The sequence below is a fragment of the Acinetobacter sp. ANC_7634 genome (assembly GCF_056779875.1).
On the sequence record NZ_JBWYIT010000001.1, the window covers coordinates 142224 to 164650 of the forward strand.

General features: G+C 38.9%; 19 protein-coding genes. 8 read left to right on the forward strand and 11 right to left on the reverse strand.

The window, feature by feature from the left end; genetic code table 11:
- Positions 1 to 253 precede the first annotated feature (253 nt).
- The 6 genes from rutA to AC1M9A_RS00695 all read left to right on the forward strand — a co-directional run bounded on the left by rutA (position 254) and on the right by AC1M9A_RS00695 (position 5415).
- The gene (gene rutA, locus AC1M9A_RS00670; protein WP_481609407.1) at positions 254 to 1366 is read left to right on the forward strand and encodes a pyrimidine utilization protein A; all 1113 of its coding nucleotides are present in this window, start codon (positions 254 to 256) and stop codon (positions 1364 to 1366) included.
- Positions 1363 to 2112, forward strand: coding sequence for a pyrimidine utilization protein B (gene rutB / locus AC1M9A_RS00675; RefSeq protein WP_481609408.1), 750 nt, complete (start codon positions 1363 to 1365; stop codon positions 2110 to 2112). Before rutA ends, rutB begins: the two co-directional genes overlap by 4 nt.
- Positions 2113 to 2145: 33 nt before the next feature.
- Positions 2146 to 2526: a pyrimidine utilization protein C gene (gene rutC, locus AC1M9A_RS00680; RefSeq protein ID WP_035265663.1), complete on the forward strand. Its 381-nt coding sequence runs from the start codon at positions 2146 to 2148 to the stop codon at positions 2524 to 2526.
- A 70-nt stretch (positions 2527 to 2596) separates the two neighbouring features.
- Positions 2597 to 3136 carry an NADH-dependent FMN reductase RutF gene (gene rutF, locus AC1M9A_RS00685; RefSeq protein ID WP_228143063.1) on the forward strand — a complete coding sequence of 180 codons (540 nt, stop codon included), beginning with the start codon at positions 2597 to 2599 and terminating at the stop codon, positions 3134 to 3136.
- A gap of 28 nt (positions 3137 to 3164) precedes the next feature.
- Complete coding sequence (gene rutG / locus AC1M9A_RS00690; protein ID WP_481609409.1) at positions 3165 to 4535, forward strand: pyrimidine utilization transport protein G; 1371 nt, start codon at positions 3165 to 3167, stop codon at positions 4533 to 4535.
- A 13-nt stretch (positions 4536 to 4548) separates the two neighbouring features.
- Complete coding sequence (locus AC1M9A_RS00695) at positions 4549 to 5415, forward strand: NAD(P)-dependent oxidoreductase (RefSeq protein ID WP_481609410.1); 867 nt, start codon at positions 4549 to 4551, stop codon at positions 5413 to 5415.
- A 71-nt stretch (positions 5416 to 5486) separates the two neighbouring features.
- Here the strand turns inward: AC1M9A_RS00695 and AC1M9A_RS00700 are convergent, their stop codons facing one another.
- The 4 genes from AC1M9A_RS00700 to lipA form a co-directional block, all read right to left on the reverse strand.
- Complete coding sequence (locus AC1M9A_RS00700) at positions 5487 to 5870, reverse strand: carboxymuconolactone decarboxylase family protein (RefSeq protein WP_179998434.1); 384 nt, start codon at positions 5868 to 5870, stop codon at positions 5487 to 5489.
- Positions 5871 to 5920: 50 nt separating this feature from the next.
- On the reverse strand, positions 5921 to 7102 hold the full coding sequence (locus AC1M9A_RS00705) for a thiolase family protein (protein WP_481609411.1): 1182 nt from the start codon (positions 7100 to 7102) through the stop codon (positions 5921 to 5923).
- Positions 7103 to 7360: 258 nt separating this feature from the next.
- Positions 7361 to 9835 carry an acyl-CoA dehydrogenase gene (locus AC1M9A_RS00710; protein ID WP_481609412.1) on the reverse strand — a complete coding sequence of 825 codons (2475 nt, stop codon included), beginning with the start codon at positions 9833 to 9835 and terminating at the stop codon, positions 7361 to 7363.
- Between the two features lie 282 nt (positions 9836 to 10117).
- On the reverse strand, positions 10118 to 11131 hold the full coding sequence (gene lipA / locus AC1M9A_RS00715) for a lipoyl synthase (RefSeq protein WP_035265671.1): 1014 nt from the start codon (positions 11129 to 11131) through the stop codon (positions 10118 to 10120).
- 210 nt (positions 11132 to 11341) lie between these two features.
- Between lipA and sthA the strand changes: the two genes are divergently transcribed.
- On the forward strand, positions 11342 to 12757 hold the full coding sequence (gene sthA / locus AC1M9A_RS00720; protein ID WP_035265673.1) for a Si-specific NAD(P)(+) transhydrogenase: 1416 nt from the start codon (positions 11342 to 11344) through the stop codon (positions 12755 to 12757).
- Positions 12758 to 12829: 72 nt separating this feature from the next.
- Here sthA and chrA read toward each other — a convergent pair whose 3' ends face one another.
- Both chrA and AC1M9A_RS00730 read right to left on the reverse strand, forming a co-directional pair.
- Positions 12830 to 14035, reverse strand: a complete 1206-nt coding sequence (gene chrA / locus AC1M9A_RS00725) for a chromate efflux transporter (RefSeq protein ID WP_481609413.1) — start codon at positions 14033 to 14035, stop codon at positions 12830 to 12832.
- Positions 14036 to 14159: 124 nt separating this feature from the next.
- A complete protein-coding gene (locus AC1M9A_RS00730; RefSeq protein WP_481609414.1) occupies positions 14160 to 15023 on the reverse strand; it encodes a pirin family protein in 864 nt (287 codons plus the stop codon).
- A 99-nt stretch (positions 15024 to 15122) separates the two neighbouring features.
- On the opposite strand from AC1M9A_RS00730, the gene AC1M9A_RS00735 reads away from it, so the two are divergent.
- The gene (locus tag AC1M9A_RS00735) at positions 15123 to 16049 is read left to right on the forward strand and encodes a LysR substrate-binding domain-containing protein (protein ID WP_481609415.1); all 927 of its coding nucleotides are present in this window, start codon (positions 15123 to 15125) and stop codon (positions 16047 to 16049) included.
- A 128-nt stretch (positions 16050 to 16177) separates the two neighbouring features.
- On the opposite strand, the gene AC1M9A_RS00740 is transcribed toward AC1M9A_RS00735, so the two are convergent.
- The 5 genes from AC1M9A_RS00740 to map form a co-directional block, all read right to left on the reverse strand.
- Positions 16178 to 17392, reverse strand: coding sequence for an MFS transporter (locus tag AC1M9A_RS00740; protein WP_481595586.1), 1215 nt, complete (start codon positions 17390 to 17392; stop codon positions 16178 to 16180).
- A gap of 140 nt (positions 17393 to 17532) precedes the next feature.
- Positions 17533 to 18651 (reverse strand): OmpW/AlkL family protein, encoded by a 1119-nt coding sequence (locus AC1M9A_RS00745; protein ID WP_035265678.1) that lies wholly within the window; start codon positions 18649 to 18651, stop codon positions 17533 to 17535.
- Between the two features lie 163 nt (positions 18652 to 18814).
- Positions 18815 to 19885, reverse strand: a complete 1071-nt coding sequence (locus AC1M9A_RS00750; protein WP_481609416.1) for an OmpW/AlkL family protein — start codon at positions 19883 to 19885, stop codon at positions 18815 to 18817.
- A 233-nt stretch (positions 19886 to 20118) separates the two neighbouring features.
- Complete coding sequence (locus AC1M9A_RS00755) at positions 20119 to 21207, reverse strand: OmpW/AlkL family protein (RefSeq protein WP_481609417.1); 1089 nt, start codon at positions 21205 to 21207, stop codon at positions 20119 to 20121.
- A gap of 263 nt (positions 21208 to 21470) precedes the next feature.
- The gene (map, locus tag AC1M9A_RS00760) at positions 21471 to 22295 is read right to left on the reverse strand and encodes a type I methionyl aminopeptidase (RefSeq protein WP_035265682.1); all 825 of its coding nucleotides are present in this window, start codon (positions 22293 to 22295) and stop codon (positions 21471 to 21473) included.
- Positions 22296 to 22427 lie beyond the last annotated feature (132 nt).

A 22427-nucleotide genomic window follows, 5' to 3' on the forward strand; every position in this document is an offset into this window, starting at 1 on the left:
GGTTTTTTTAATTATTTTACCAAATGGTATTTTTTGGAACATCTTGTGCACTTTTTTATGACGTTATTTAGGAGTAATGGGTATTGGGATTATATGATTAATTTATCATAAGGTAAAATATAAAATTATTAAGTTATTGTAATATATAATAAAATAATAATTGGCACATCATTTGCTAAATATCTAATACAAGCTCTAAGGCTTAATCCTACTAAATCAAATTTAACTGATCGTTAAATTAGGAGTGTTAGATATGAAAATTGGTGTCTTTTGTCCGATCGGAAATAATGGCTGGTTACTCTCAGAAAATGCTCCTCAATACAAACCAAGTTTTGAGTTAAATAAAAAAATTGTCCAACGCGCAGAGCATTATGGTTTTGACTTTGCATTGTCTATGATCAAGCTGCGTGGTTTTGGGGGTAAAACTGAGTTTTGGGATCACAACTTAGAAACTTTTACGCTTATGGCGGGTCTTGCTGCAGTCACCAGCAAAATAAAAATTTATGCAACGGCTGCGACGCTAGTGATGCCGCCTGCCATAGTTGCACGCATGGCATCTACGATTGATTCAATTTCGAATGGTCGTTTCGGCCTAAATGTCGTCACAGGTTGGCAAGCGCCAGAATATACCCAAATGGGCATGTGGCCCGGTGATGAATATTTCGGAAAGCGTTACGAATACTTATCTGAATACGTACAAATTCTGCGTGAATTATGGGCAACAGGTAAATCTGATTTTAAAGGTGACCATTTCCAAATGGATGATTGCCGAGTTAGCCCACGCCCGCAAGCAGAGATGAAAATTATCTGCGCTGGTCAATCGGATACAGGTTTGGAATTTTCTGCTCAACACGCTGATTACAATTTTGTTTTTGGTAAAGGGCTTAATACACCAACAGCATATGCAGAAATCAACGATCGTTTAAAAGCAAAAACAGATATTACGGGTCGTGATATTCAAACCTACGTTTTGTTCATGATTATCGCTGCTGAAACAGACGAAGAAGCGATGGCGAAGTGGCAACATTACAACGATGGCGCTGATATTGAAGCGATCAACTGGTTAATGAATCAAGGCGGAAAAGATACTAAATCTGGTGCAGATACTAATATTCGTCAAATGGCTTCATCAGTATCACCAGTCAACATCAATATGGGGACGTTAGTGGGTTCTTACGAAACTATCGCAAAAATGCTAGATGAGATTAGCGAGGTAAAAGGAACTGAAGGCATTTTACTGACATTTGATGATTTTGTTAAAGGTGTTGAAAGTTTTGGACAACGGATTCAGCCGCTTATGAAATGTCGTGAACATGTTGTGGTTGAAGGAATGAGTTCAGAACCTGTGTTGGAGAAAATCGCATGAGTCATTTTGAAAATACCGTTGAAGCTGGATTTACTGCACAAGCGGGTACGGGTGTAAAACTCAAAGCCGAACCGGAAAATATTGTGCTTGCACCTGAGCAAACAGCATTAATCGTGATTGATATGCAAAATGCGTATACGTCAAAAGGTGGTTATTTAGATCTTGCTGGGTTTGATGTGTCGACGACAAAACCTGTGGTTGAAAATATTAAAAAGGCAGTTTCTGCAGCACATGATGCTGGTATTCAAGTGATCTATTTCAAAAACGGTTGGGATAATCAATATCGTGAAGCAGGTGGTATTGATTCACCAAACTTTCATAAATCAAATGCACTGAAGACCATGCGTAAGCGTCCTGAGCTACAAGGCAAATTGTTAGCAAAAGGGGATTGGGATTTTGAGTTGATTGATGAGTTGGTGCCAGCTCCTCAAGATATTGTGATTGAAAAGCCTCGTTATAGTGGATTCTTTAACACAGCGCTAGACAGCATGCTCAGAGTGCGTGGAATTCGTAATTTGGTTTTTGTTGGTATCGCGACTAATGTATGCGTTGAATCGACGCTCAGAGATGGCTTCTTTCTAGAATATTTTGGCGTGGCTTTAGACGATGCCTGTCATCAAGCAGGGCCAAAAGAAGCCCATGTCGCAAGTATGTACAACATAAAAACCTTCTTTGGATGGGTGTCGGATACAGAAAGTTTTGTCAGTAGTTTTGCAGGTCAACCAACACTCGCTGAAAGCGCATAAATATTTATAGATTCTAAAATTAGGAAATAAGTCATGTCAAAAGAAGTCATTATTCCAGTGGGTTCAGGTAAGCCACTCGCACCGTATTCGCCAGCAACTAAAGCAGACAACATTGTCTATGTTTCAGGCACTTTGCCTTTTGATGAAAACAACAATGTAGTTCATGTTGGAGACGTAGCAGCACAGACACGCCATGTCCTTGAAACAATAAAGAAGGTCATCGAAACTGCTGGCGGAACAATGTCAGACATTACTTTCAATCATATTTTTCTGACAGATTGGGCAAACTACGCTGCAATGAATGAAGTATATGCCGAATATTTTCCGAATGCAGAACCAGCTCGTTATTGTGTTCAAACAGGATTAGTCAAACCTGATGCACTCATCGAAATTGCTTCAATTGCTCATGTTTAATTTGAAAGCTTTCATCACCCTATTATGAGTCCCTCACTGACTGCTTAGGCGATGAGGGATGGAGAACACTATGAATGCAAATGTGCAATCAATCAATTTACCCGAGGCAGTGAGTGCCACACTCAACATTGACCAACAGGTTTTTAGACAAGGAATGTCGAATTTAGGTGCAGCTGTCAATGTCATTACTACAGCTGGTCTAGCAGGAAAAGCTGGCTTCACAGCTTCAGCTGTATGTAGTGTGACAGATACGCCACCAACATTGCTGGTATGTCTAAATCGATCAGCATCTGTATTTGAAACATTTAAAAGTAATCAGGTTTTGTGTGTCAATACTTTAAGCAGTAGTCAAAAGCATTTATCGAATGTGTTTGGGGGTAAAACTCCAATGGCAGAACGTTTCGAAAAGGGGGACTGGTCAACATTAGTCACAGGTGCACCTATTTTAGAAGGTGCGCTAGTGAGTTTTGATTGTGAAGTCGTACAAAGTTTATCGGTGGGTAGTCATGATGTTTTGTTCTGCCAAGTAAAGGGGATGAAACAGCAAGCAGGTGAAAAAGCCCTCATGTATTTTAACCGCGCATATTGCGAGCCAGTTCCAATGGTCTAAAACAGCATGCTTGATCAGGAGAAGGTCGATGAGCACAAAAGAAACATGGTTTCCAAAATTTAAACCTTTCCAAGGAAATCTAGACACGACCGCAGTTCAAGTAGATGAGTACTTGCCGCCAGTTAAAAGTATGGTATTGGGGCTGCAGCATGCATTTGCAATGTTTGGAGCAACAGTACTTGCCCCTTTACTGATGGGTTTCGATCCGAATCTTACAATGTTTATTACGGGTATTGGGACAATATTATTTTTCCTAATGACTGGGGGGCGTATGCCGAGCTATTTAGGTTCGAGCTTCGCTTTCATTGGAGCAGTCATTGCAGTCACTGGTTATACCGGTGTTGGCTTAAATCCAAACTTAGGCTTAGCACTTGGCGGTACCATTGCATGCGGTATTTTGTACGCCTTGATCGGTTTGATCGTGATGAAAACTGGCACAGCATGGATTGAAAAATTGATGCCACCAATTGTGACTGGAGCAATTGTGATGATCATTGGTTTGCATTTAGCGCCAGTGGCGATCAAAAGTGTCTCTGCTAATCAGTTTGATTCATGGATGGCTCTAATCACGATTATTTGTATTAGTGTAATCGCCGTATTTACTAAGGGCATGATCCGTAGATTGTTATTGCTCATTGGCTTAGTGGCTTCTTACTTTATTTATTTTTTACTCACCAATGTTTTGGGTTTTGGCACAGCGATCGATTTTACTAAAGTCAGTGAGGCAGCTTGGTTCGGTTTACCTACTTTTCATGCGCCAGTGTTTGAATTTAATGCCATGCTGCTTATTGCTCCCGTAGCGATCATCTTAGTTGCAGAGAATCTAGGACATTTCAAAGCGGTATCTGCAATGACTGGACGTAGTCTTTCACCATATATGGGACGAGGTTTCTTTGCAGATGGTGTATGTACGACCTTGTCTGCATCAGTCGGTGGAACAGGAATGACAACATATGCTGAGAACATTGGTGTGATGGCGGTAACCAAAATTTATGCGACCACCATATTTTTATTTGCTGGCGTATTTGCAATTTTGCTAGGTCTATCACCAAAATTTGGCGCGGTTATTAGTACGATTCCTGTCGCATTATTAGGGGGAGCTTCGATTGTTGTTTTCGGTCTGATTACAGTGGCCGGTGCTAAAATTTGGGTGGACAACCGCGTAGATTTTACCAAAAACAGTACTCTATTGATTGCTGCTGTCACCTTAATTATGGGGACAGGCAATTATAGTTTACAAATTGGCAATTTTGATTTGGGTGGAATAGGGACTGCAACATTAGCGGCTATTTTATTGAATCTTTTCTTAAATCGCGAAGATAAGAATGCGCAAATAGTAGAGCTCGAAAACAAAACGCATTCAACAGAAGCAACGGCACTCCCTAACACTCAAATTTAAGGTGAAATTAAAAATGAAAATTGCATTTATCGGTTTAGGTGCTATGGGATGGCACATGGCGAGCCATTTACCAAAACTAGGATTTGAAGTTTTGGTTTGGAACCGTAATTTTGAAAAAGCAGAAGCACATGCACAAACATTTGGTACTAAAGCGACCTCTGTCGATCAAGCAGTGAAAGCAGATTTTATTTTCAGTTGCTTACCCACCAGTGCAGATGTCGAACAGCTTATTGCTCAAAATCCTCCGGTCAAGGGGAGCGTATGGATCGACTGTACCAGTGGTGTACCTGTAAGTGCTTTAAAACTTGCAAATCAGTTGAAATTTAATGGTGTTGAATATTTAGATGCCCCCGTTTCTGGGCAAACTATAGGTGCTGAAAAAGGGACACTGACGGTAATGGTTGGGGGTGATTTCGATGCTTATAAGCGTGCAAAACCGATTATTCAGGCATTTGCAGGATTAATTGAATATGTCGGGGAGAGTGGTTCTGGATTTGCTGTTAAAGCGGTGAATAATACGTTGATGGCAACCCATCTATGGGCACTCGCAGAAGGATTGACGGTATTAAAGTCAAAAGGAGTAGATTTGAATAGTGCATTGAATTGTATTAATCATTCTAGTGGTAAAAGTTCAATGTCTGAAAATATTATGGCGCAACGTGTTCTGAGTCGTGCGTTTCCAAAAACCTTTGCGTTAGATCTTTTACAAAAGGATATAGGAATTGCGACTGATCTAATTCAAGAGCAAGCGTTGAATTTGCCAGCGATGCAACTTATACAAAATCAGTATATGCAAATTGAAAAAGTGAAAGCTCAAGATTCTGATTTTTCAGCTGTGGTTCAGGTGCTTGAACATCAATCTAAAATTGAATTAAGTTAAATCTAGCGTCCAAATACCTTAAATACCGCTTAATGTAGATTAAGCGGTTTATCTATGAATGCTCAATGAGATTAGCTTTGTTGATATTCATTAATGACTTCTAACGCGGCTCTAAATGCTTCTTGTGTAGCTGGAGCACCACAGTACGGCAAGCTGTGCAAAAGAACCTCTTGGATTTCCTCAACAGTTGCGCCGTTATTTAAAGCACCACGTACATGACCTTTAAGTTCTGTTGGGCTTTTTTGGGCTGTTAAAAATGCAATCGTGATTAACGAACGATACTTGCGTGGTAAAACGCCTTCACGTTGCCAAGTTGAACCCCATGCATGCTCATTAATCCAATCTTGAAGTGGTTGAGTAAATGGAACTGTATTGTCTTGTGCACGTTTGACAAAAGTTTCTCCCATCACTTCTGTACGAACTTTTAAACCATTTTCATAATCTTGTTTTGACATTTTTTTCCTCATAAAAAAAGCGCATCTTGAGATGCGCTATAGCATAAATATTAAGCTGGGATTTCAATCGCAATCGCAGTTGCTTCTCCACCACCAATGCAAAGTGCGGCAACACCTTTTGTTTTACCTAAGCGTTTTAATGCATGGATGAGAGTCAAAATAATTCGTGAACCTGATGACCCCAATGGATGTCCGAGTGCACAAGCTCCACCGTGGATATTCACTTTTTCAGGATCTAAATGAAAAGCATCGATCGCTGCCATGGTCACCATCGCAAACGCTTCATTAATTTCCCACAAATCCACGTCTTCAACAGTCCAGCCCGCTTTGTTTAATACTTTTTCTATTGCACCAACAGGTGCGATGGTAAATTCTGATGGGTGTTGAGAGTGCGTTGCGTAAGCTTTAATCGTTGCTAAAGTTGAAAGTCCCTTTGCTGTTGCGAGTTCAGCAGAAGTCACTAAAAATGCTGATGCACCATCACTAATTGAACTGGCATTGGCTGCAGTAATTGTACCGTCTTTAGCAAATGCTGGGCGTAGCGTAGGAATTTTATCAATTTTTGCTGTAAATGGATTTTCATCTTGGGCAACGATGACATCGCCTTTACGTGAACTTACTGTAACAGGGGTGATTTCATCTTTGAAATAATTATTTTGAATCGCATTCTGAGCACGAGTTAAGGAGCGAATCGCGAAATCGTCTTGTTGTTCACGTGTGTAGTTTTTCTTATCTGCCATTTCTTGAGCAAGAATACCCATTGAATAGCCAGTTTCAGCATCTTCCAAACCTTCTTGGAACATGTGATCAATCACTTTGCCATGTCCCATACGGTAACCTGCGCGTGCTTTGTCCATGAGATAAGGTGCATTCGACATGGATTCCATTCCGCCAGCGACAATAATATTTGCCGAGCCAGCTTTAATGGTATCTGCAGCTTGCATCACGGCTTTCATGCCAGACCCACAGATTTTATTGATCGTTGTTGCACCTACATGATCTGGTACACCTGCAATTCGCATCGCTTGACGAGCAGGACCTTGTTTTAATCCCGCAGGTAAAACACAGCCCATAATCACTTCATCTAGTTGGTCTGCAGCAAGCTTAGATTGGTCAAGTACGGCTTTAATGACTTCAGCACCAAGTTGCGGGGCTGTTAAGCTTGAAAGTCCTCCCTGAAAGCTACCCATAGCGGTACGGCTACCTGCAACTAATACGATTTCTTGACTCATAGCGTTGATCCTTGTCCTGTAGTTTATATGATTCAAATGCGTGTCAATTTCATATGTTCAAAATTTAATGACAGCTATTTTATTAGTTGTAATCACATTATCATAAAAAATGAATAAAGATTCATTATTTTGTTTTCATTTAATTTCGCTTATTTTGATGTTGTTTTCTATAACACCATAGTGGAATGAAATATAAAAAGTGGAATGAAAAATAAAAAACGACCCTTTAGGATCGTTTTTTCAGAAGCAATTGAGTGACTAGTATTGTGTAGATTTTGACAACACCTGAGCGTGAGGGTTCTCAAGTTCTAAACTCTGGTTAAGTTCAGTATCGAAAACATCGGTCAACATACTGTCAAAACGTTTAGCGTTATACGTAAGTAACTGATCAGCTTCAGCTTGAGTGATGAAATTCTCCTTAAGAGCAGATTCAATATGCTCTTCGAAAGTCAGACCTCTAAATTGGCCTTTAGATTCAGCCTTTTTAAACTTATTCCATAAATCCTCAATTTGAAACAACATTTGGAATGTAGACTCCATGCGTCCATTGACATCATCGGGATCAGTGCTATAGAAGACATGTTTTTTTAATTCATCGCGGAAAGCATTTTCCTGAAGAATTAGTTCACCTAATTTAAGTTTCAAGGCATCCGATGGTTGAGCAATAGGACGACCAAAAGGGAAACAAATGAGTTTGACTAAGCTTGCGGCGATTTTTACAGGGAAGTTATCAAAAAGACCATAGAAAGCTTCTTGAGATGCATATAATGCTTTCTCAAGTGCGAGTTTAGCATGCAGTTGTTCGGCTTCAGTACGTTGACCATTTTCATAAAATTTAAGAATTGCAGTCGCAATAAATAAATGTGAATGCATATCTGCTAATCGTCCAGACAGCATTTCTTTGCGTTTGATATCACCTGCAAGGAGGCCTAAGCACATATCTGCGACTAAGGCAAAATTAGCACTCAAACGATTAATGGTTTTGTAGTAAGGGCGACTGAAATCATCAGCCTTTACTGAGCCTTCTGTTGATCCGCCTATAAAACCATAAGCAAATGATTTAGCTGTTCGATTAAATGTATAACCCAAATGCTTATAAAGAATGTCATTAAAATCTTTTAATGCTGCATCTTTATTTTCGGCTTGTAAAAGTTGTAATTCTTCAAATAAATAGGGATGACAACGCATCGAACCTTGACCAAAAATCATCAGTGAACGACTCAGAATATTGGCACCCTCAACAGTAATCGAAACAGGGATCGCTTGGTACATGAGCGCCAAGAAGTTACGAGGACCCATTTGAATAGCACGCCCGCCCACAATGTCCATACTATGATTAACAATCTTACGCATGGTCTCAGTTGCGTAGTATTTTGCCATTGCAGTCATGACTGCAGGTTTACCCCCTTGGTTTAGGCCACAAGTCACTAGGTAACGGAATGCTTCAAGCATATAGGTATCGCTAGCGATATCACTTGAAACCTCTTGAACACCTTCGAATTTACCGACTGAAATTTTGAATTGTTGACGGACACGAGCAAAGGCACCGACATTTAAATAACACATTTCACCTGCAGCTGTTGATAGTGCTGGAAGAGAAATACCGCGGCCAACTGCCAGACATTCCATCAGCATACGCCAGCCTTTACCTGCATTTTCTACACCACCAATAATCCAATCCAGCGGAATGAAGACATCTTTACCATCCACGGTACCATTCATAAATGGTGAACCTGGATTATGGCGTGCTCCTACAATCACACCTTCATGATCAGCTGGTAATAGGGCACATGTGATTCCGTATTCAGTTTTGTTTTTATCACCTAGTAAACCTTCAGGGTCATATAATTTGAAAGCTAAGCCGACCACCGTAGCAACAGGGGCAAGTGTAATCCAACGTTTGGAAAAATTCATTTTTAGGCCAAGAACTTCTTGTCCTTCAAATTGACCATAACAAACCACACCTGTGTCAGGAATTGCACCTGCATCTGAACCTGCTTCAGGGCTTGTTAAACCAAAACAAGGAATTTCTTCACCTTTTGCTAAACCTGGTAAATAACGATTCTTTTGATCTTCAGTACCGTAGTGTAAGAGTAATTCTCCTGGACCTAAAGAGTTAGGCACCATACAACTGACAGCAGTGGTAAGTGAGCGCGAGGCAATCTTACTCATGATACGGCTTTGCGCAAATGAGCTGAATTGTTTACCGCCGTATTCTTTAGGGATAATTAAACCCAGAAAACCTTTGGATTTGATAAATGACCAGACTTCTTCAGGGAGGTCTTTACGATGATGGTGAATATCCCATTCATCCAGCATCTGGCAGAGCTGTTCGACTTCATGATCGATAAATGATTGTTCTTCTTCAGACAGTGTGGGGTACGGATACTGATCAAATTTCTTCCAGTCTGGTGCCCCCATAAATAATTCTTTTTCCCACCAACTGGTTCCTGCATCTAATGCTTCACGCTCGGTACTACTCATTGTTGGCATTGCATTGGCTAGAGCTTTATAGGCAGGTTGTGTAATAAATTTCATCCTTAACGCATCAATACTGACAATCAATGAAATTAGGATAAAAGGAATACCGAGTATCAGCGACCAAGGGCTGATCAACGCGACTAAAATAGATACGACTGTGAGTGTGATAGCCCCAGAAGTTCTTGAGAATTCGAAATAAAAAATAGCCCAGAGTGTTATAAATAAAATAATTAAACTGAGTATAAAAAACATTATGAACTGCTCCATTTATGATTTGGTCATGGAGCCAATACCCACAGTAAATTTAATCAAAGCACAAACATCAGATCTACAGCGATATTGGATCATGAAATGTGAAACGAAAGCGTTGAGTTCTAAAACGGACGCATATTAATACTTATATTGGATAAGATTGTTTGAAAAATATTCAAAATTCAAGCTGAAGAGAGATAAGAAATGTGTCAATAAGTAATTGAGAATTATAAAAACCACAAACAAAAAAGCCCTCATACGAGGGCTTTAAAGTAAGAAGAATTATGCTTCGATTGTTTGAACAGTAATTTTCTTTGCAGGATCAGCTTTACGACGAACTGCTGGTACTGGTTCGCCATAGTATTGACGATCAGCAAAATAACTTGAACGTACCATTGGTGCAGCCCAAATATTTTTAAAGCCTAATTTTTGCCCATGTGCTGTATAGCGTTCGAACTCTTCAGGTGTGACGAAGCGATCAATTGGTGCATGTTCTTTCGATGGTTGTAAATATTGACCAATTGTTACGTAGTCAACATCGTGTGCTTTGAGGTCATCAAGAAGTGCGAGAACTTCTTCTTCAGTTTCGCCAATACCTACCATCAAGCCACATTTAGTTGGAATATCTGGGCAGTATTCTTTAAACATTTTAAGAAGATTTAAGGAATGTTGATAGTCTGAACCTGGACGCATTGCTTTGTATAAACGTGGTACGGTTTCAATGTTGTGGTTAAACACATCTGGAGGACATTCCGTCATGATGCGTAATGCAACATCCATACGACCACGGAAATCGGGTACTAAAATTTCCAATAATGTATTAGGACTTAAAGCACGCGCTTCTTTAATACAATCAACAAAGTGTTGCGCTCCACCATCGAGTAGATCATCACGGTCTACAGATGTTATAACAGCGTATTTCAAACCTAAGTTTGCAATTGTCTCAGCCATGTGGCGTGGTTCATCTGGGTCTAATGCATTCGGACGACCATGTGCCACATCACAAAATGGGCAACGACGTGTACAAATGTCACCCATAATCATGAAAGTTGCTGTACCACCACCAAAACATTCAGGAAGATTTGGACATGCAGCTTCTTCACACACTGTATGTAATTTTTGTTCACGTAAAGTTGATTTAATGCGTTGAACCTCTTCTGGTGCAGCCATTTTGACGCGAATCCAGTCTGGTTTACGAGGTGCTTCAACCGTAGGAATCACTTTTACAGGAATACGTGCAACTTTCTCAGCGCCACGAAGTTTTTCACCCTGTACTGGTTTACGGTTTTCTGACATATTCAACGATTCCACTAATGTGTGACGGGAGGAAATATTAAAAATAGGTCTCTTATTATAGCGAATTTATGCATAAATTGGGCAAAAACGATATTCATAAAATAAATGTGGCTATCAAGCAATATATGGTATTGAAATACAGCAAATGTATGCATTTTCAGTCATAATATAAGTTAGATAAATGAAGAGATAATTGTATAGGAGCATTGAATGCCGCGTAAGAAAGAGGTCGTGAGTGGAACCTTTGTCAAATATGATGCAGTCGTTTTAGGTTCAGGCCCTGCTGGTGAAGGTGCGGCAATGAAACTTGCCAAATCAGGCAAGCGCGTTGCAGTAGTTGATATGCGTGAACAACTTGGTGGTAACTGTACGCATGTAGGAACCATTCCAAGTAAAGCTTTACGTCAAACGGTTTCTAGCATTATCCGTTATCAACGTGATCCAATGTTCCAAAAAGTGGGTGATTGGAAACAATTCACCATGAAGCAAGTGCTTCGTAATGCGCATAAAGTGATCCAACAGCAAGTGGATACACACTCGCGTTTTTATGACCGTAACCGCATTGATATTTTCCACGGTCGTGCTTATATCCAAGATCAAAATACGGTGGTGATTTTCACGCCTGAAGGTGTGAAAGAAACGATTATTTTTAAACAGTTGGTGATTGCGACAGGTAGTCGTCCATATCGTCCTTCAATTTTAGATTTTAATCACCCACGTGTGTTTGATTCTGACAAAATCTTAGATCTAGATTTTTCAATTCAAAAAATCATTATTTATGGCGCTGGTGTCATTGGCTGTGAATATGCATCTATCTTTATTGGCTTAGATCACAAAGTTGATTTGATTAATACTCAGCATAAATTATTGAGCTATTTAGATGACGAAATTGCAGATGCATTGTCATATCACTTACGTGAACAAGGTGTATTGATTCGCCACAATGAGCAGATTGATCACTTAGAAACATTTGATGACCATGTGGTGTTGCATCTTGAAAGCGGCAAGAAAATTAAAGCTGATGCAATTCTATGGTGTAATGGTCGATCTGGTAATACAGATGGTCTGGGTTTGGAAAATGTTGGAATCAAACCAAACAGTCGCGGACAACTATCAGTGAACGAGCAGTATCAAACTGAAGTTGAAAATATTTATGCTGCGGGTGACGTAATTGGTTGGCCGTCTCTAGCTTCAGCTGCATATGACCAAGGTCGTTGTGCTGGCGCGATTATGAGTGGTGAACAAGGTATCCAACCCGTGGTTGATATTCCTACTGGTATTTATACCATTCCAGAGATTTCATCAATTGGTAAAACTGAGCAGGAATTAACTGAAGAAAAAATTCCTTATGAAGTTGGTCAGGCGTCTTTCCGTCACCTTGCTCGTGCACAAATCACGGGGGATACAGTGGGTGAGTTAAAGATTTTATTCCATCGCGAAACCTTAGAAATTTTAGGTGTGCATTGCTTCGGTAATAATGCTTCTGAAATTATCCATATTGGTCAAGCCGTGATGAATAGCCCGAACAACACGATCAAGTATTTTGTTGAGACAACATTTAACTACCCAACGATGGCTGAAGCTTATCGCGTAGCAACATTAAACGGGATGAATCGCTTGTTCTAAGGCGACTTGATGACAAAAAACTCGCAAGTTCAGGCTTGCGAGTTTTTTTATTTTTGCATTTAAGTTTGATCTTTAAATTACAAAATACAATAAAGCTCCATAGCTAACAAAGCTCGCTAATAAAGAGATGATGACAGGGATTTTTGATCTCAGTAAAAGAATGACAATGCCGATAAAAATAAAATCATAAATCGAATGTAGATGTTTTTCAGCCATTTGAGCAATTAAACAGAGTAATAATCCGATGACCGCTGCATTAATAGCAGCGACGGCTGCTGCAATCTTTTTGTTTTTGACCCATTTTGACCAGTAAGGGAGCGTGCCGAAAATAAGCAGAAATGAGGGCAGGAAAATTATACTGGTTGCAATCGCAGCGTTAAGTAAAGGCGATGCGGTAAATCCTAAATATGTGCCAACGTATCCTGCAAAGCTAAATAAAGGGCCTGGAATAAGTTGAGCAAATGCATAGCCTAAGTCAAATTGTTCCGCAGTGATGTGTTGAGTAAGCACAAAATCTTCATACATGAGTGGCAGGATGATATGACCGCCTCCAAAAACCATTGAAGCAGTGTGATAAAAGCTTTCTAGATTGCTAAGCAAGCTTGATGAATAGATAAATTGCAACGCAGGAAAAATAATAAATAAAGCTATAAACAGGATGAGCCAGAGATAATGATACTTTTGATATGCCTGAGTTGTTTTGATGTGCGGTGATGGCTGAGATTTTCCTTTTTTTGTAAATGCTAAGCCAATGAATCCAGCCACTAAAATTAAGAAAATTTGACTATAGCTCCACTGCGCAAAATAAATAAAAAAAGCAGAACTCAACATCAGGACATACTGCCAAATTTCAGTACAGAAGCTTTTGAACATTTGTAAAAAAGCCCAAATGACGACGGCTAATACAATCAAATGGATGACGTGAAATAGTTCAAGAGGTATATCGGAAAAAACATATTGACCAAAAATAGCAAATGAAGTCATTAGAATGAAGGCAGGTAATGTAAATCCTAACCAAGCAATAAAGCCCCCCCAATATCCTTTGGATAAATATCCTATCGATAACCCCACTTGACTACTGGTCGGACCTGGCAACAATTGCGCTAATGCGACCAATTGTCCATATTCATGAGAGCTTAACCATTTGAGTTGATCAACAAAAGTGCGATGAAATAACACCAAATGCGCTGCAGGACCACCAAATGAAATACATCCTAATTTAAGAAAAATAAAAAATAGTGCTGATAAGCTAACTTTAGGAAAATTATCTGATTTCATTTAGTAATCGTACGATGTTTTTGAACTAAGTCTAATAGGCGATTATGACAGGTATTTGAAATGAATGAAGGAGTGATGAGCAGTAAGCCTTATCATCAAAACGATAAGGCTTGTGGGTGTTAAATTAAGCAAAATTTCCATTTCTGAAATCATCAAATGCTTGCACGATTTCTTCCTGAGTATTCATGACGAAAGGACCGTGGGCAACAATGGGTTCATTCAATGGTTCACCACTTAAGCAAAGAATTTTCGCCGTACGATGAGCAAATATTTCTACCCCTGTTGATGTTGGATCAAGATAAAGCGTTTGCATGGCTGTATAGATCTGACCAGCAATCTCAATTTCTCCATCAAGGATGAAAATCAGGTGATTCCAGTTTGGCATAAGGTTTAATGGAAGGCGTGCTCCATGATTAAGTCTAATGTCGTAAACATTCATGTTGCTAAATGTTTGAGCTGGTCCTTGATAAACAGTTGAGCCGATTTGATATTGACCAGCAATAACACGAATCTTGGTTTGCTCATCGTGAGATAAAACTTCAGGAATATTTTGCTCAGTCAATTCCTGATATCTCGGCTCAGTCATCTTGGCATGCTCTGGTAGATTTACCCAAAGTTGAACCATATCCAAAACTCCGCCAGTTTTTGCAAAAGCTTCCGAATGGTGTTCTTCATGCAGAATACCTTTACCTGCGGTCATCCATTGCACTTCGTTTGGACCAATTTTTCCATGAGTGCCTTTTGAGTCACGATGCTCCAATTCGCCGTCATAGACAATCGTCACCGTTTCAAAGCCACGGTGGGGGTGTAAACCAACACCGCGTTGGTGGTGACTTGGAGAAAATCGATATTGACCTGTATAACCCATTACCAAGAATGGGCTGGTATGATTTCCTATTTCATGCATGGGTAACATGGAGTTTGTTGGAAAACCATCACCCACCCATGTGCTTCGATCGCTGGTATAAACTTTCTGAACTTGTGTCATTTGTATTCCTCTATATATCGTTCTAATCATGATATTGAGGTATATTGATGAGATTACAGGGCGATTCTCTCAACAGATAATTCCAAAAATGAAACAATTATGCAAAATTTAAATGATTACTACTATTTTGTGCAAGTCGTTAAATATCAAGGTTTTACTAAGGCTAGTGAAGCTTTAGGTATTACAAAATCTAAGTTGTCTCGTCATATTTCAGATTTGGAAAACCGTTTACACGTAAGATTATTGCAACGAAATACACGAAAGTTTGCCGTAACCGCAGTTGGTCAAGAATTTTTTGAATATTGTATTAAGATTTTGGATCAAGTGGAGGCGGCAGAAAATTTTGTAGAGCAAAGTTTGTCGAGCGAGCCTTCAGGTTTAATTCGAATCTCGTGTCCAATTGGTTTGGTCGAGTTTCCATTGGGGAATATGATTGCTAAATTCATGCAACATTACCCACGTGTTCAAGTTCATCTGGTCGCAACAAATCGTAAAATTGATCTCATAGAAGAGGGGATTGATCTGGCTGTTAGGGTGAGAAATTTACCACTTGAAGATAGCGACTTGATTGTACGAGAGCTTGATGCTTGGCAACATGTTTTAGTGGCAACGCCTAAATTAATTAAACAGATTCATGAGCCTATCCATTTAGATAACCTTGAACAACTTCCGAGTATAGGTTTTCATGTCCCAAAATCGATTTGGAGATTTCAATCCAAATTTGACACAGTTAATAAGTTTCAAGAAGTAGAATTCTTTCCAAGACTCAAAACTGATAATTTTGCTGCCATGAAATCTGCAGTGTTGAACAGTGTTGGAATAGCATCATTACCTAGAGTGTTTGTTTATGAAGAGCTTAATCAAGGCACTCTTGTAGAATTAGTCCCTGAATGGGAGTTGCCACGTGGCGTTATTCATGTTGCCTATACATCACGACAAGGCATGATGCCTGCCGTGAGATGTTTATTAGATTATTTGATTGAGGAATTTAAAAAACTGAGCTGTCAAAACCATGAAATTATATGAATTAATGTGCGCAAAAAGCTTGATTAAAATATGTAAATAAATCAGGAGTGTTCATCCACAAAGTAATCGATAGACTAAGCAGAAGGATGACTCCGATGAATATGCTGATGTTGAGCAGATTGAAGCGATTAGTCATTGACGACATTCTCCTCATTAACAAATAAATGAATGAATACACCGAAGATACTGAGCGCAATACACATCATCCAAATAATATTGTAATTGCCTGTCATATCATGATTTAAGCCACCCAACCATCCTCCAAAAAATGAACCGACTTGGTGAGTAAAAAATACAATTCCACTTAGCATGGTGAGATACTTAACTCCAAACATATTCGCAACAATACCATTGGTAAGGGGAACGGTTGATAACCATAACAACCCCATAATGATGGCAAAACTATAAATCGTAAAGATCGAGAGTGGCAATGCGAGGAATAAAATGATGGCAATGCCACGTAGTCCATATAACCACATGAGCAATTTAGGTTTGGAATATTTATCACCCAGCCAACCAGCTGTGTAAGTTCCAACAATATTAAATAGCCCAACCAAGGCTAAAAACATAGTACCAGTGGTGGTGCTGAAACCATGGTCAGTTAAATAACCCGGCAAATGAATGCCCAAAAACACGACTTGAAATCCACAAACTAAAAATCCTAATGCTAACCAGATAAAAGGTTTGTGGTTTTTAGCAACAATGAGTATTTGTTTAAAACTTAAAGAAGGTTTAGAAATCGCATCAACTGCTTGAGGCGCTTGATACATTGGAGCTTTTAGCATCCAAGCCAAGGGTACAATTAATGCAATTAAAATCGCTGTGATGAGTAGCGCCGATGACCAACCAAAATTTTGTAAGAGTAAAAGTGTGGTTGGCAACATAATAAATTGCCCAAAAGAGCCTGCTGCGCTGGCAATACCCATAGCCATACTACGTCGACTTGGGTGCGCTGCACGTCCGACAGCAGAGAGCAAAACAGAAAATGAAGTAGCTGATAAAGCCAAACCAATGATTAGACCTAGACTAAGATTGATGAGAAGCCCTGTTGAGCTAAATGCCATCATCACAAGTCCAATCGCATATAAAGCGCCGCCTACGGCAACGACTTTTTTACTCCCATATTTATCTGCTAGCGCTCCCGTAAAGGGTTGAACAGCACCCCATAATAAATTTTGAAAGGCAATTGCTAAACTGAAAACTTGATGATTCCAATTAAACTCATGACTCATTGGAACTAAATACAAGCCAAATCCATGTCTGACACCTAAGGAGAGTGCCAAAATAAAAGCACTCCCAATGAGCATAAAGATGAGGGGTTTTGAAAATTTGGTTTCTGACATGGTCAATCCGCTTAGCATTTTTTGTAATTTTAAAAGATCAGTAGCATCATGACGACAGAATAAAAATTTATCAATCAATAAAATTTAGTTATTAGAATGAATAAAGCGGCACTTGGCCGCTTTATGAAGACTGATGGAAATTAGAATCGATAACCAATACCGGCATATCCCAGAATCGGATTAATTTCGATATCTGATTTTGCATTGATTAATTCACCAAGTTCAGCATCGTTTACGGTAATTGTTGTTTCACCTTTAAGATGCGCATAGGAAATTGATCCGACTGCAAACCAACGATCATTGAAATCATACGTAAAACCAGCAGTAGCTACAGGGGCGAAAGCATCTTTAGCTTCAAGTTTAACTTTAGGATTCGCTGTACTTTCAATTCCATCAAGTGCTTTCCCAGCTTCACCTAATTTGATGTTCGCAATTTTATGACCTGCAGCGACTAGATCAGCTTCAAGGTTGGAGTTCATTTCCAATTCATTGAAGTATGCATACATCAAACCAAGTCCTACATATGGTCTAAATTTATTTACGCCTGTTTTGCCAAAATGATATTGGAATTCGAATGCTGGCGTCCATGCACGAGCTTCTGCAACCTTACCATGACCTGATAAATCAGTAATGAAGATGTCATCTTTTAAAGGCAAATCGTTTAGAATTGCACCAATCCCTGTCGGGGTAGCGATGCCTGAAAGTGGAGCATAAATTTGTCCTTTCCCCTGAATGTCGACTTTAGGTGGAATTCCAGCTTTCACTTCAAATGAAATATTGTCGGTGAAAAAATAGTTGGTCATGATTCCGAGTGTTGTGACATCATCTGCTTCAAGTCCAGTGCCTTTAGCTTCCCAGTTGTTTAATCCGTTGATTACTGCTTCACCAGAGGTATTTTCACGTAAATAGGTCTTGCCATCTTCTTTGTAGCTAATGAGATTTAAAACATCTGCAGCTACAGCAGTTTCGAGTAATTGCTTTTTAATTGCAGTTCCAGGAACGCTATCGTCAATGGCATTCAATACAGAATCGACTTGCACATTTCCAACCTTCGTTTTTTCACCCTCAGCTACAGCAGTGTTAATATTAATTGGTTGAGCTTTACCCTGAGGCATTACATGTAATGCACCCACTGACACAGAAAAACGTTTAAAGCCGTCGCCATCTTTTAAACTAAAATAAGGTGAATCTGCATAACTGAAGACTGGAAAACTTAAAGCACTGATGGATGCAACTAAGTAAGCTAGTTTTTTTTTCATTATGGAACTCCATGTCCAAAACTGTAAATAAAGAGTGATTATTTTTGTATTTTTATTATCAAATTTATTTTTAGACACATTGTAGTAATAATTTGCCAATTGTGTTTGGTTTTTGTTTGATTACAAAAAAAAGAGGCAATTGCCTCTTTTCTTACTCTATGCGTTAGAAACGCATGCCAAACCCAGCATAGCCCAATATCGGGTTAATCTCGATATCAGCTTTTGAGTTGATTAACTCTTGTCCAGTATTTTCATTGACGACTGTGATCTTCGTTTCATTCTGCAAGTGGGCGTAACTAATAGATGCTACTGCATACCATGTATCATTAAAGTCGTAGGTGAATCCAACTGTAGCTATAGGTGCAAAAACATCAGTTGCTTCTAAATTAACTTTCATTTTTCCATTGGTATCTTTCTTATCGAGTGCTGCACCAGCATTTTGATTAATAATATTTTGGATCATATGCCCAGCGGCGACTAAATCTTTTTCAATACCTGGATCCATTTTTAGCTCATTAAAATAAGCGTACATTAATCCAACGCCAACGTAAGGGCGGAATTTATTAATCCCGGTCTCACCAAAACGATATTGTAATTCAAAAGCAGGGGTCCATGCTCTAGCTTCAGCAGCTTTTGAAGATTGTTCTAGATTAGTAATATGAATATTATTTTTGAGGTCTAAGTTCCCCGCAATTCCACCTAACGGTGCTGCAGTAGCTGAGAAGGGGGCTTTAATATTTCCAATACCTTTGATATCCACTTTAGGTGGAATTCCACCTTTTATTTCCACAGACAAATTATCTGTAAAGTGATAACTGCTCATGATGCCAACTGTTGTAACTTTATCAGCCTCCAAGCCCGTATTCGGATTATCCCATTCAGCTAATCCATTAATATAGGATTTTCCACTAATAGCCCCTGAGACATTACCTTGAAAAGCAGAAATTAATTTAACAATACCTTCTACTAAATAATTTGGTTTACGATCTGGGTCAAGGTTATCGATTACAGTGGAAGCATTAATGTCCCCAACTTTAGATTCATAATTGTCATTTATGACTGTTTTGACATTAAAAGGTTGGGCCTTACCTTGCGGCATTACATGTAATGCACCCACTGAAATTGAAAAACGCTTAAACCCCTCATCAGAAAGGCTGAAATATCCTGACTCCGCATAACTCAGAGTAGATAAGAATGAACTTGCGAATAATGTAGGAACTAAAAACTTCTTCATTGTTTGAAGGACTCCATGTCCAATTTTTAGTTCATTTTATATTCATTAAATCATCTAAATGCAAAGCAGTTTGTTCACTTGAAATCAAATTTATTATCCTAATTTACAATTGTTAAATTATTGAAAAATATGATATAAGTTAGATTTTAAAATGTATACTAATTGTCTTATTTTTCCTTTGTTAGTGATGGATTGGGCATATTGGGGTGTGGCTTCAATATGCCTCAAGTGTTTTAGAAGCGATAGCCTACACCAGCATAACCAATGATCGGGTTTACTTCTAAATCAACTTCCGATGAAAATAATGTTCCGAGTTTATCATCGTTGACTTCAATTGTGGTTTTACCTGTTAGATGTGCATAACTAATAGATGCAACTGCAAACCAGTTTTGATTGAAGTCGTAAGTAAACCCAAGCGTGGCTATTGGCGCGAAACTTAGGTCGGCTTCAAGTTTAACCTTGGGATTTGCTGTACTTTTTTTACCTTTAATTAATGCATCGCCACCGCGTCCATTTTTCATATTGGCAATCATGTGACCTGAATCAATTAAGTCTTTTTCAAGGCTTGGATTCAATTCTAATTCATTGAAGTATGCGACCATAAGTCCAAGCCCAACATAGGGTCTAAATTTATTGATCCCAGTCTGTCCAAAATGGTACTGCAATTCCCACATTGGAGTCCATGCACGTGCTGTCGCAATAGAATTTCCATGACTTTCAAGATCTGTAATTGGCAGATCATTCTTAAGATAGATTGTTGGTAAAGGTATACCTAAAAGTGTTGAATTTGCTTCGGCTGTAAATGGTGCTGTAATCTTACCTTTACCTTGAATATCTACTTTTGGGGGGAACCCAGCTTTACTCTCGAATGAGATCTTATCGTTGAAATGGTAATTGATCATGATGCCAAGTGTTGTAACATCATCTGCAGTCATTCCAGAACCATCCATACTCCAACTTTCAATGCCGCTTACAGTTGAAGTTCCACTTTGACTGGCTGGATAAGTATCACTAAAAGCATCAACGATCTTCAAAAGCGCTTGCATACTTTGATTTTCTTTTTCTTTATCAGGATCTAAGTTCTCAAAAACTGTAGAAAGCGTAATATCACCATTTTTTGCAACTTCACCATTTTTTACTGCTGTACGAATTTTAGGTGCCTTGGCTTTACCTTGAGGCATAACATGTAATGGTCCGACTGAAATTGAATATCGTTTAAACCCTTCAGTTTCATCCAGATTAAAAAATGATGATTCTGCATAAATAGTTGTAGATGCAAAAACAATAGGTACGACCATGCACCAGAATGCTTTTTTCGTCATTTTGGACTCCCTGTCCGATTTTGTTGCTAGTTGTTGTTTTACATTCTTTAAGTGTTATATAAACATAAAATGAATCAGTTTGAAAAGCGTTTTTACTCATTTTTGTGATAAAAAATTTTTAAAAATCATGAATTTAAATTTTAAAAATCCAACATTTGTTAGGTTTGTTTGTTAATTTATTTCTTATTGAGTGACTTAGCAAAATAAAAAGTCAGATCAATTTAAATTGGTCTGACTTTTTTAACTTTATTAATTAACTAAAATTATTGAAATCGGGATAAATCCTCTTCAGGGCGAGCAGTTAATACCTCGACACCTGTTTTAGTGACTAAAACAGTATGTTCATATTGCGCAGATAATTTATGATCTTTCGTTACAACTGTCCATTTATCACCAAGAAGTTTAGTTTGCCATACACCAGCATTGACCATTGGTTCAATTGTAAATGTCATACCTTCTTCTAAAACCATGCCTGAATTTGGTTGACCGTAATGAAGCACTTGAGGTTCATCATGGAAAACAGTGCCAATACCATGACCACAATATTCACGAACGACACTGAAACGCTCTGACTCAACATATTTTTGAATCGCATGACCAATATCACCGATCGTCGAACCAGGTTTTACCGTAGCAATACCACGATACATTGCTTCTTGTGCAACTTTGCATAAGCGATCTGCAAGAATAGAAGTCTCGCCACCCACGATGTACATCATGTTGGTATCACCATGAAATCCATCTTTAATCACTGTGACATCAATATTCAAGATGTCACCTTTCTTTAAGATTTTGTTTTCAGAGGGAATACCGTGGCAAACCACATGGTTTACTGATGTGCAAATCGTATGCTGGAATGCAGGACGGCCAGGCGCAGCACCATAGCCTAGGCAAGCAGGAATGGCATCTTGTTTATTCACAATATAATCATGACAAATCGTATCCAATTCTAGTGTACTCACACCAGGCTTGATATGCGGTTTGATCATATCCAAAACTTCTGCCGCTAGTCGTCCCGCCACACGCATCTTTTCGATATCTTCAGCAGATTTAATTAAACGACGTGGTGCTTCATAAGTACTGTTCATGATCTTTAAAAACTTTTGGAAATTTGTGTGTGACTATGGTATAAATAGCCGCCCAATTTATCAAATGCTTTTCGTGAATAGATTCACTTAATCGGATGATATGTTGGTTAATAAAATCCGCACATATGTCGA

Coding starts and splice junctions, on each gene's coding strand:
- AC1M9A_RS00695 (WP_481609410.1), top strand. CDS start 4,549: ATGAAAATTGCATTTATCGGTTTAGGTGCTATGGGATGGCACATGGCG.
- AC1M9A_RS00735 (WP_481609415.1), top strand. CDS start 15,123: ATGCAAAATTTAAATGATTACTACTATTTTGTGCAAGTCGTTAAATAT.
- AC1M9A_RS00700 (WP_179998434.1), bottom strand. CDS start 5,870: ATGTCAAAACAAGATTATGAAAATGGTTTAAAAGTTCGTACAGAAGTG.
- AC1M9A_RS00710 (WP_481609412.1), bottom strand. CDS start 9,835: ATGTTTTTTATACTCAGTTTAATTATTTTATTTATAACACTCTGGGCT.
- AC1M9A_RS00750 (WP_481609416.1), bottom strand. CDS start 19,885: ATGAAGAAGTTTTTAGTTCCTACATTATTCGCAAGTTCATTCTTATCT.
- rutA (WP_481609407.1), top strand. CDS start 254: ATGAAAATTGGTGTCTTTTGTCCGATCGGAAATAATGGCTGGTTACTC.
- rutC (WP_035265663.1), top strand. CDS start 2,146: ATGTCAAAAGAAGTCATTATTCCAGTGGGTTCAGGTAAGCCACTCGCA.
- rutF (WP_228143063.1), top strand. CDS start 2,597: ATGAATGCAAATGTGCAATCAATCAATTTACCCGAGGCAGTGAGTGCC.
- AC1M9A_RS00705 (WP_481609411.1), bottom strand. CDS start 7,102: ATGAGTCAAGAAATCGTATTAGTTGCAGGTAGCCGTACCGCTATGGGT.
- sthA (WP_035265673.1), top strand. CDS start 11,342: ATGCCGCGTAAGAAAGAGGTCGTGAGTGGAACCTTTGTCAAATATGAT.
- rutB (WP_481609408.1), top strand. CDS start 1,363: ATGAGTCATTTTGAAAATACCGTTGAAGCTGGATTTACTGCACAAGCG.
- AC1M9A_RS00740 (WP_481595586.1), bottom strand. CDS start 17,392: ATGTCAGAAACCAAATTTTCAAAACCCCTCATCTTTATGCTCATTGGG.
- lipA (WP_035265671.1), bottom strand. CDS start 11,131: ATGTCAGAAAACCGTAAACCAGTACAGGGTGAAAAACTTCGTGGCGCT.
- rutG (WP_481609409.1), top strand. CDS start 3,165: ATGAGCACAAAAGAAACATGGTTTCCAAAATTTAAACCTTTCCAAGGA.
- AC1M9A_RS00730 (WP_481609414.1), bottom strand. CDS start 15,023: ATGACACAAGTTCAGAAAGTTTATACCAGCGATCGAAGCACATGGGTG.
- map (WP_035265682.1), bottom strand. CDS start 22,295: ATGAACAGTACTTATGAAGCACCACGTCGTTTAATTAAATCTGCTGAA.
- chrA (WP_481609413.1), bottom strand. CDS start 14,035: ATGAAATCAGATAATTTTCCTAAAGTTAGCTTATCAGCACTATTTTTT.
- AC1M9A_RS00755 (WP_481609417.1), bottom strand. CDS start 21,207: ATGACGAAAAAAGCATTCTGGTGCATGGTCGTACCTATTGTTTTTGCA.
- AC1M9A_RS00745 (WP_035265678.1), bottom strand. CDS start 18,651: ATGAAAAAAAAACTAGCTTACTTAGTTGCATCCATCAGTGCTTTAAGT.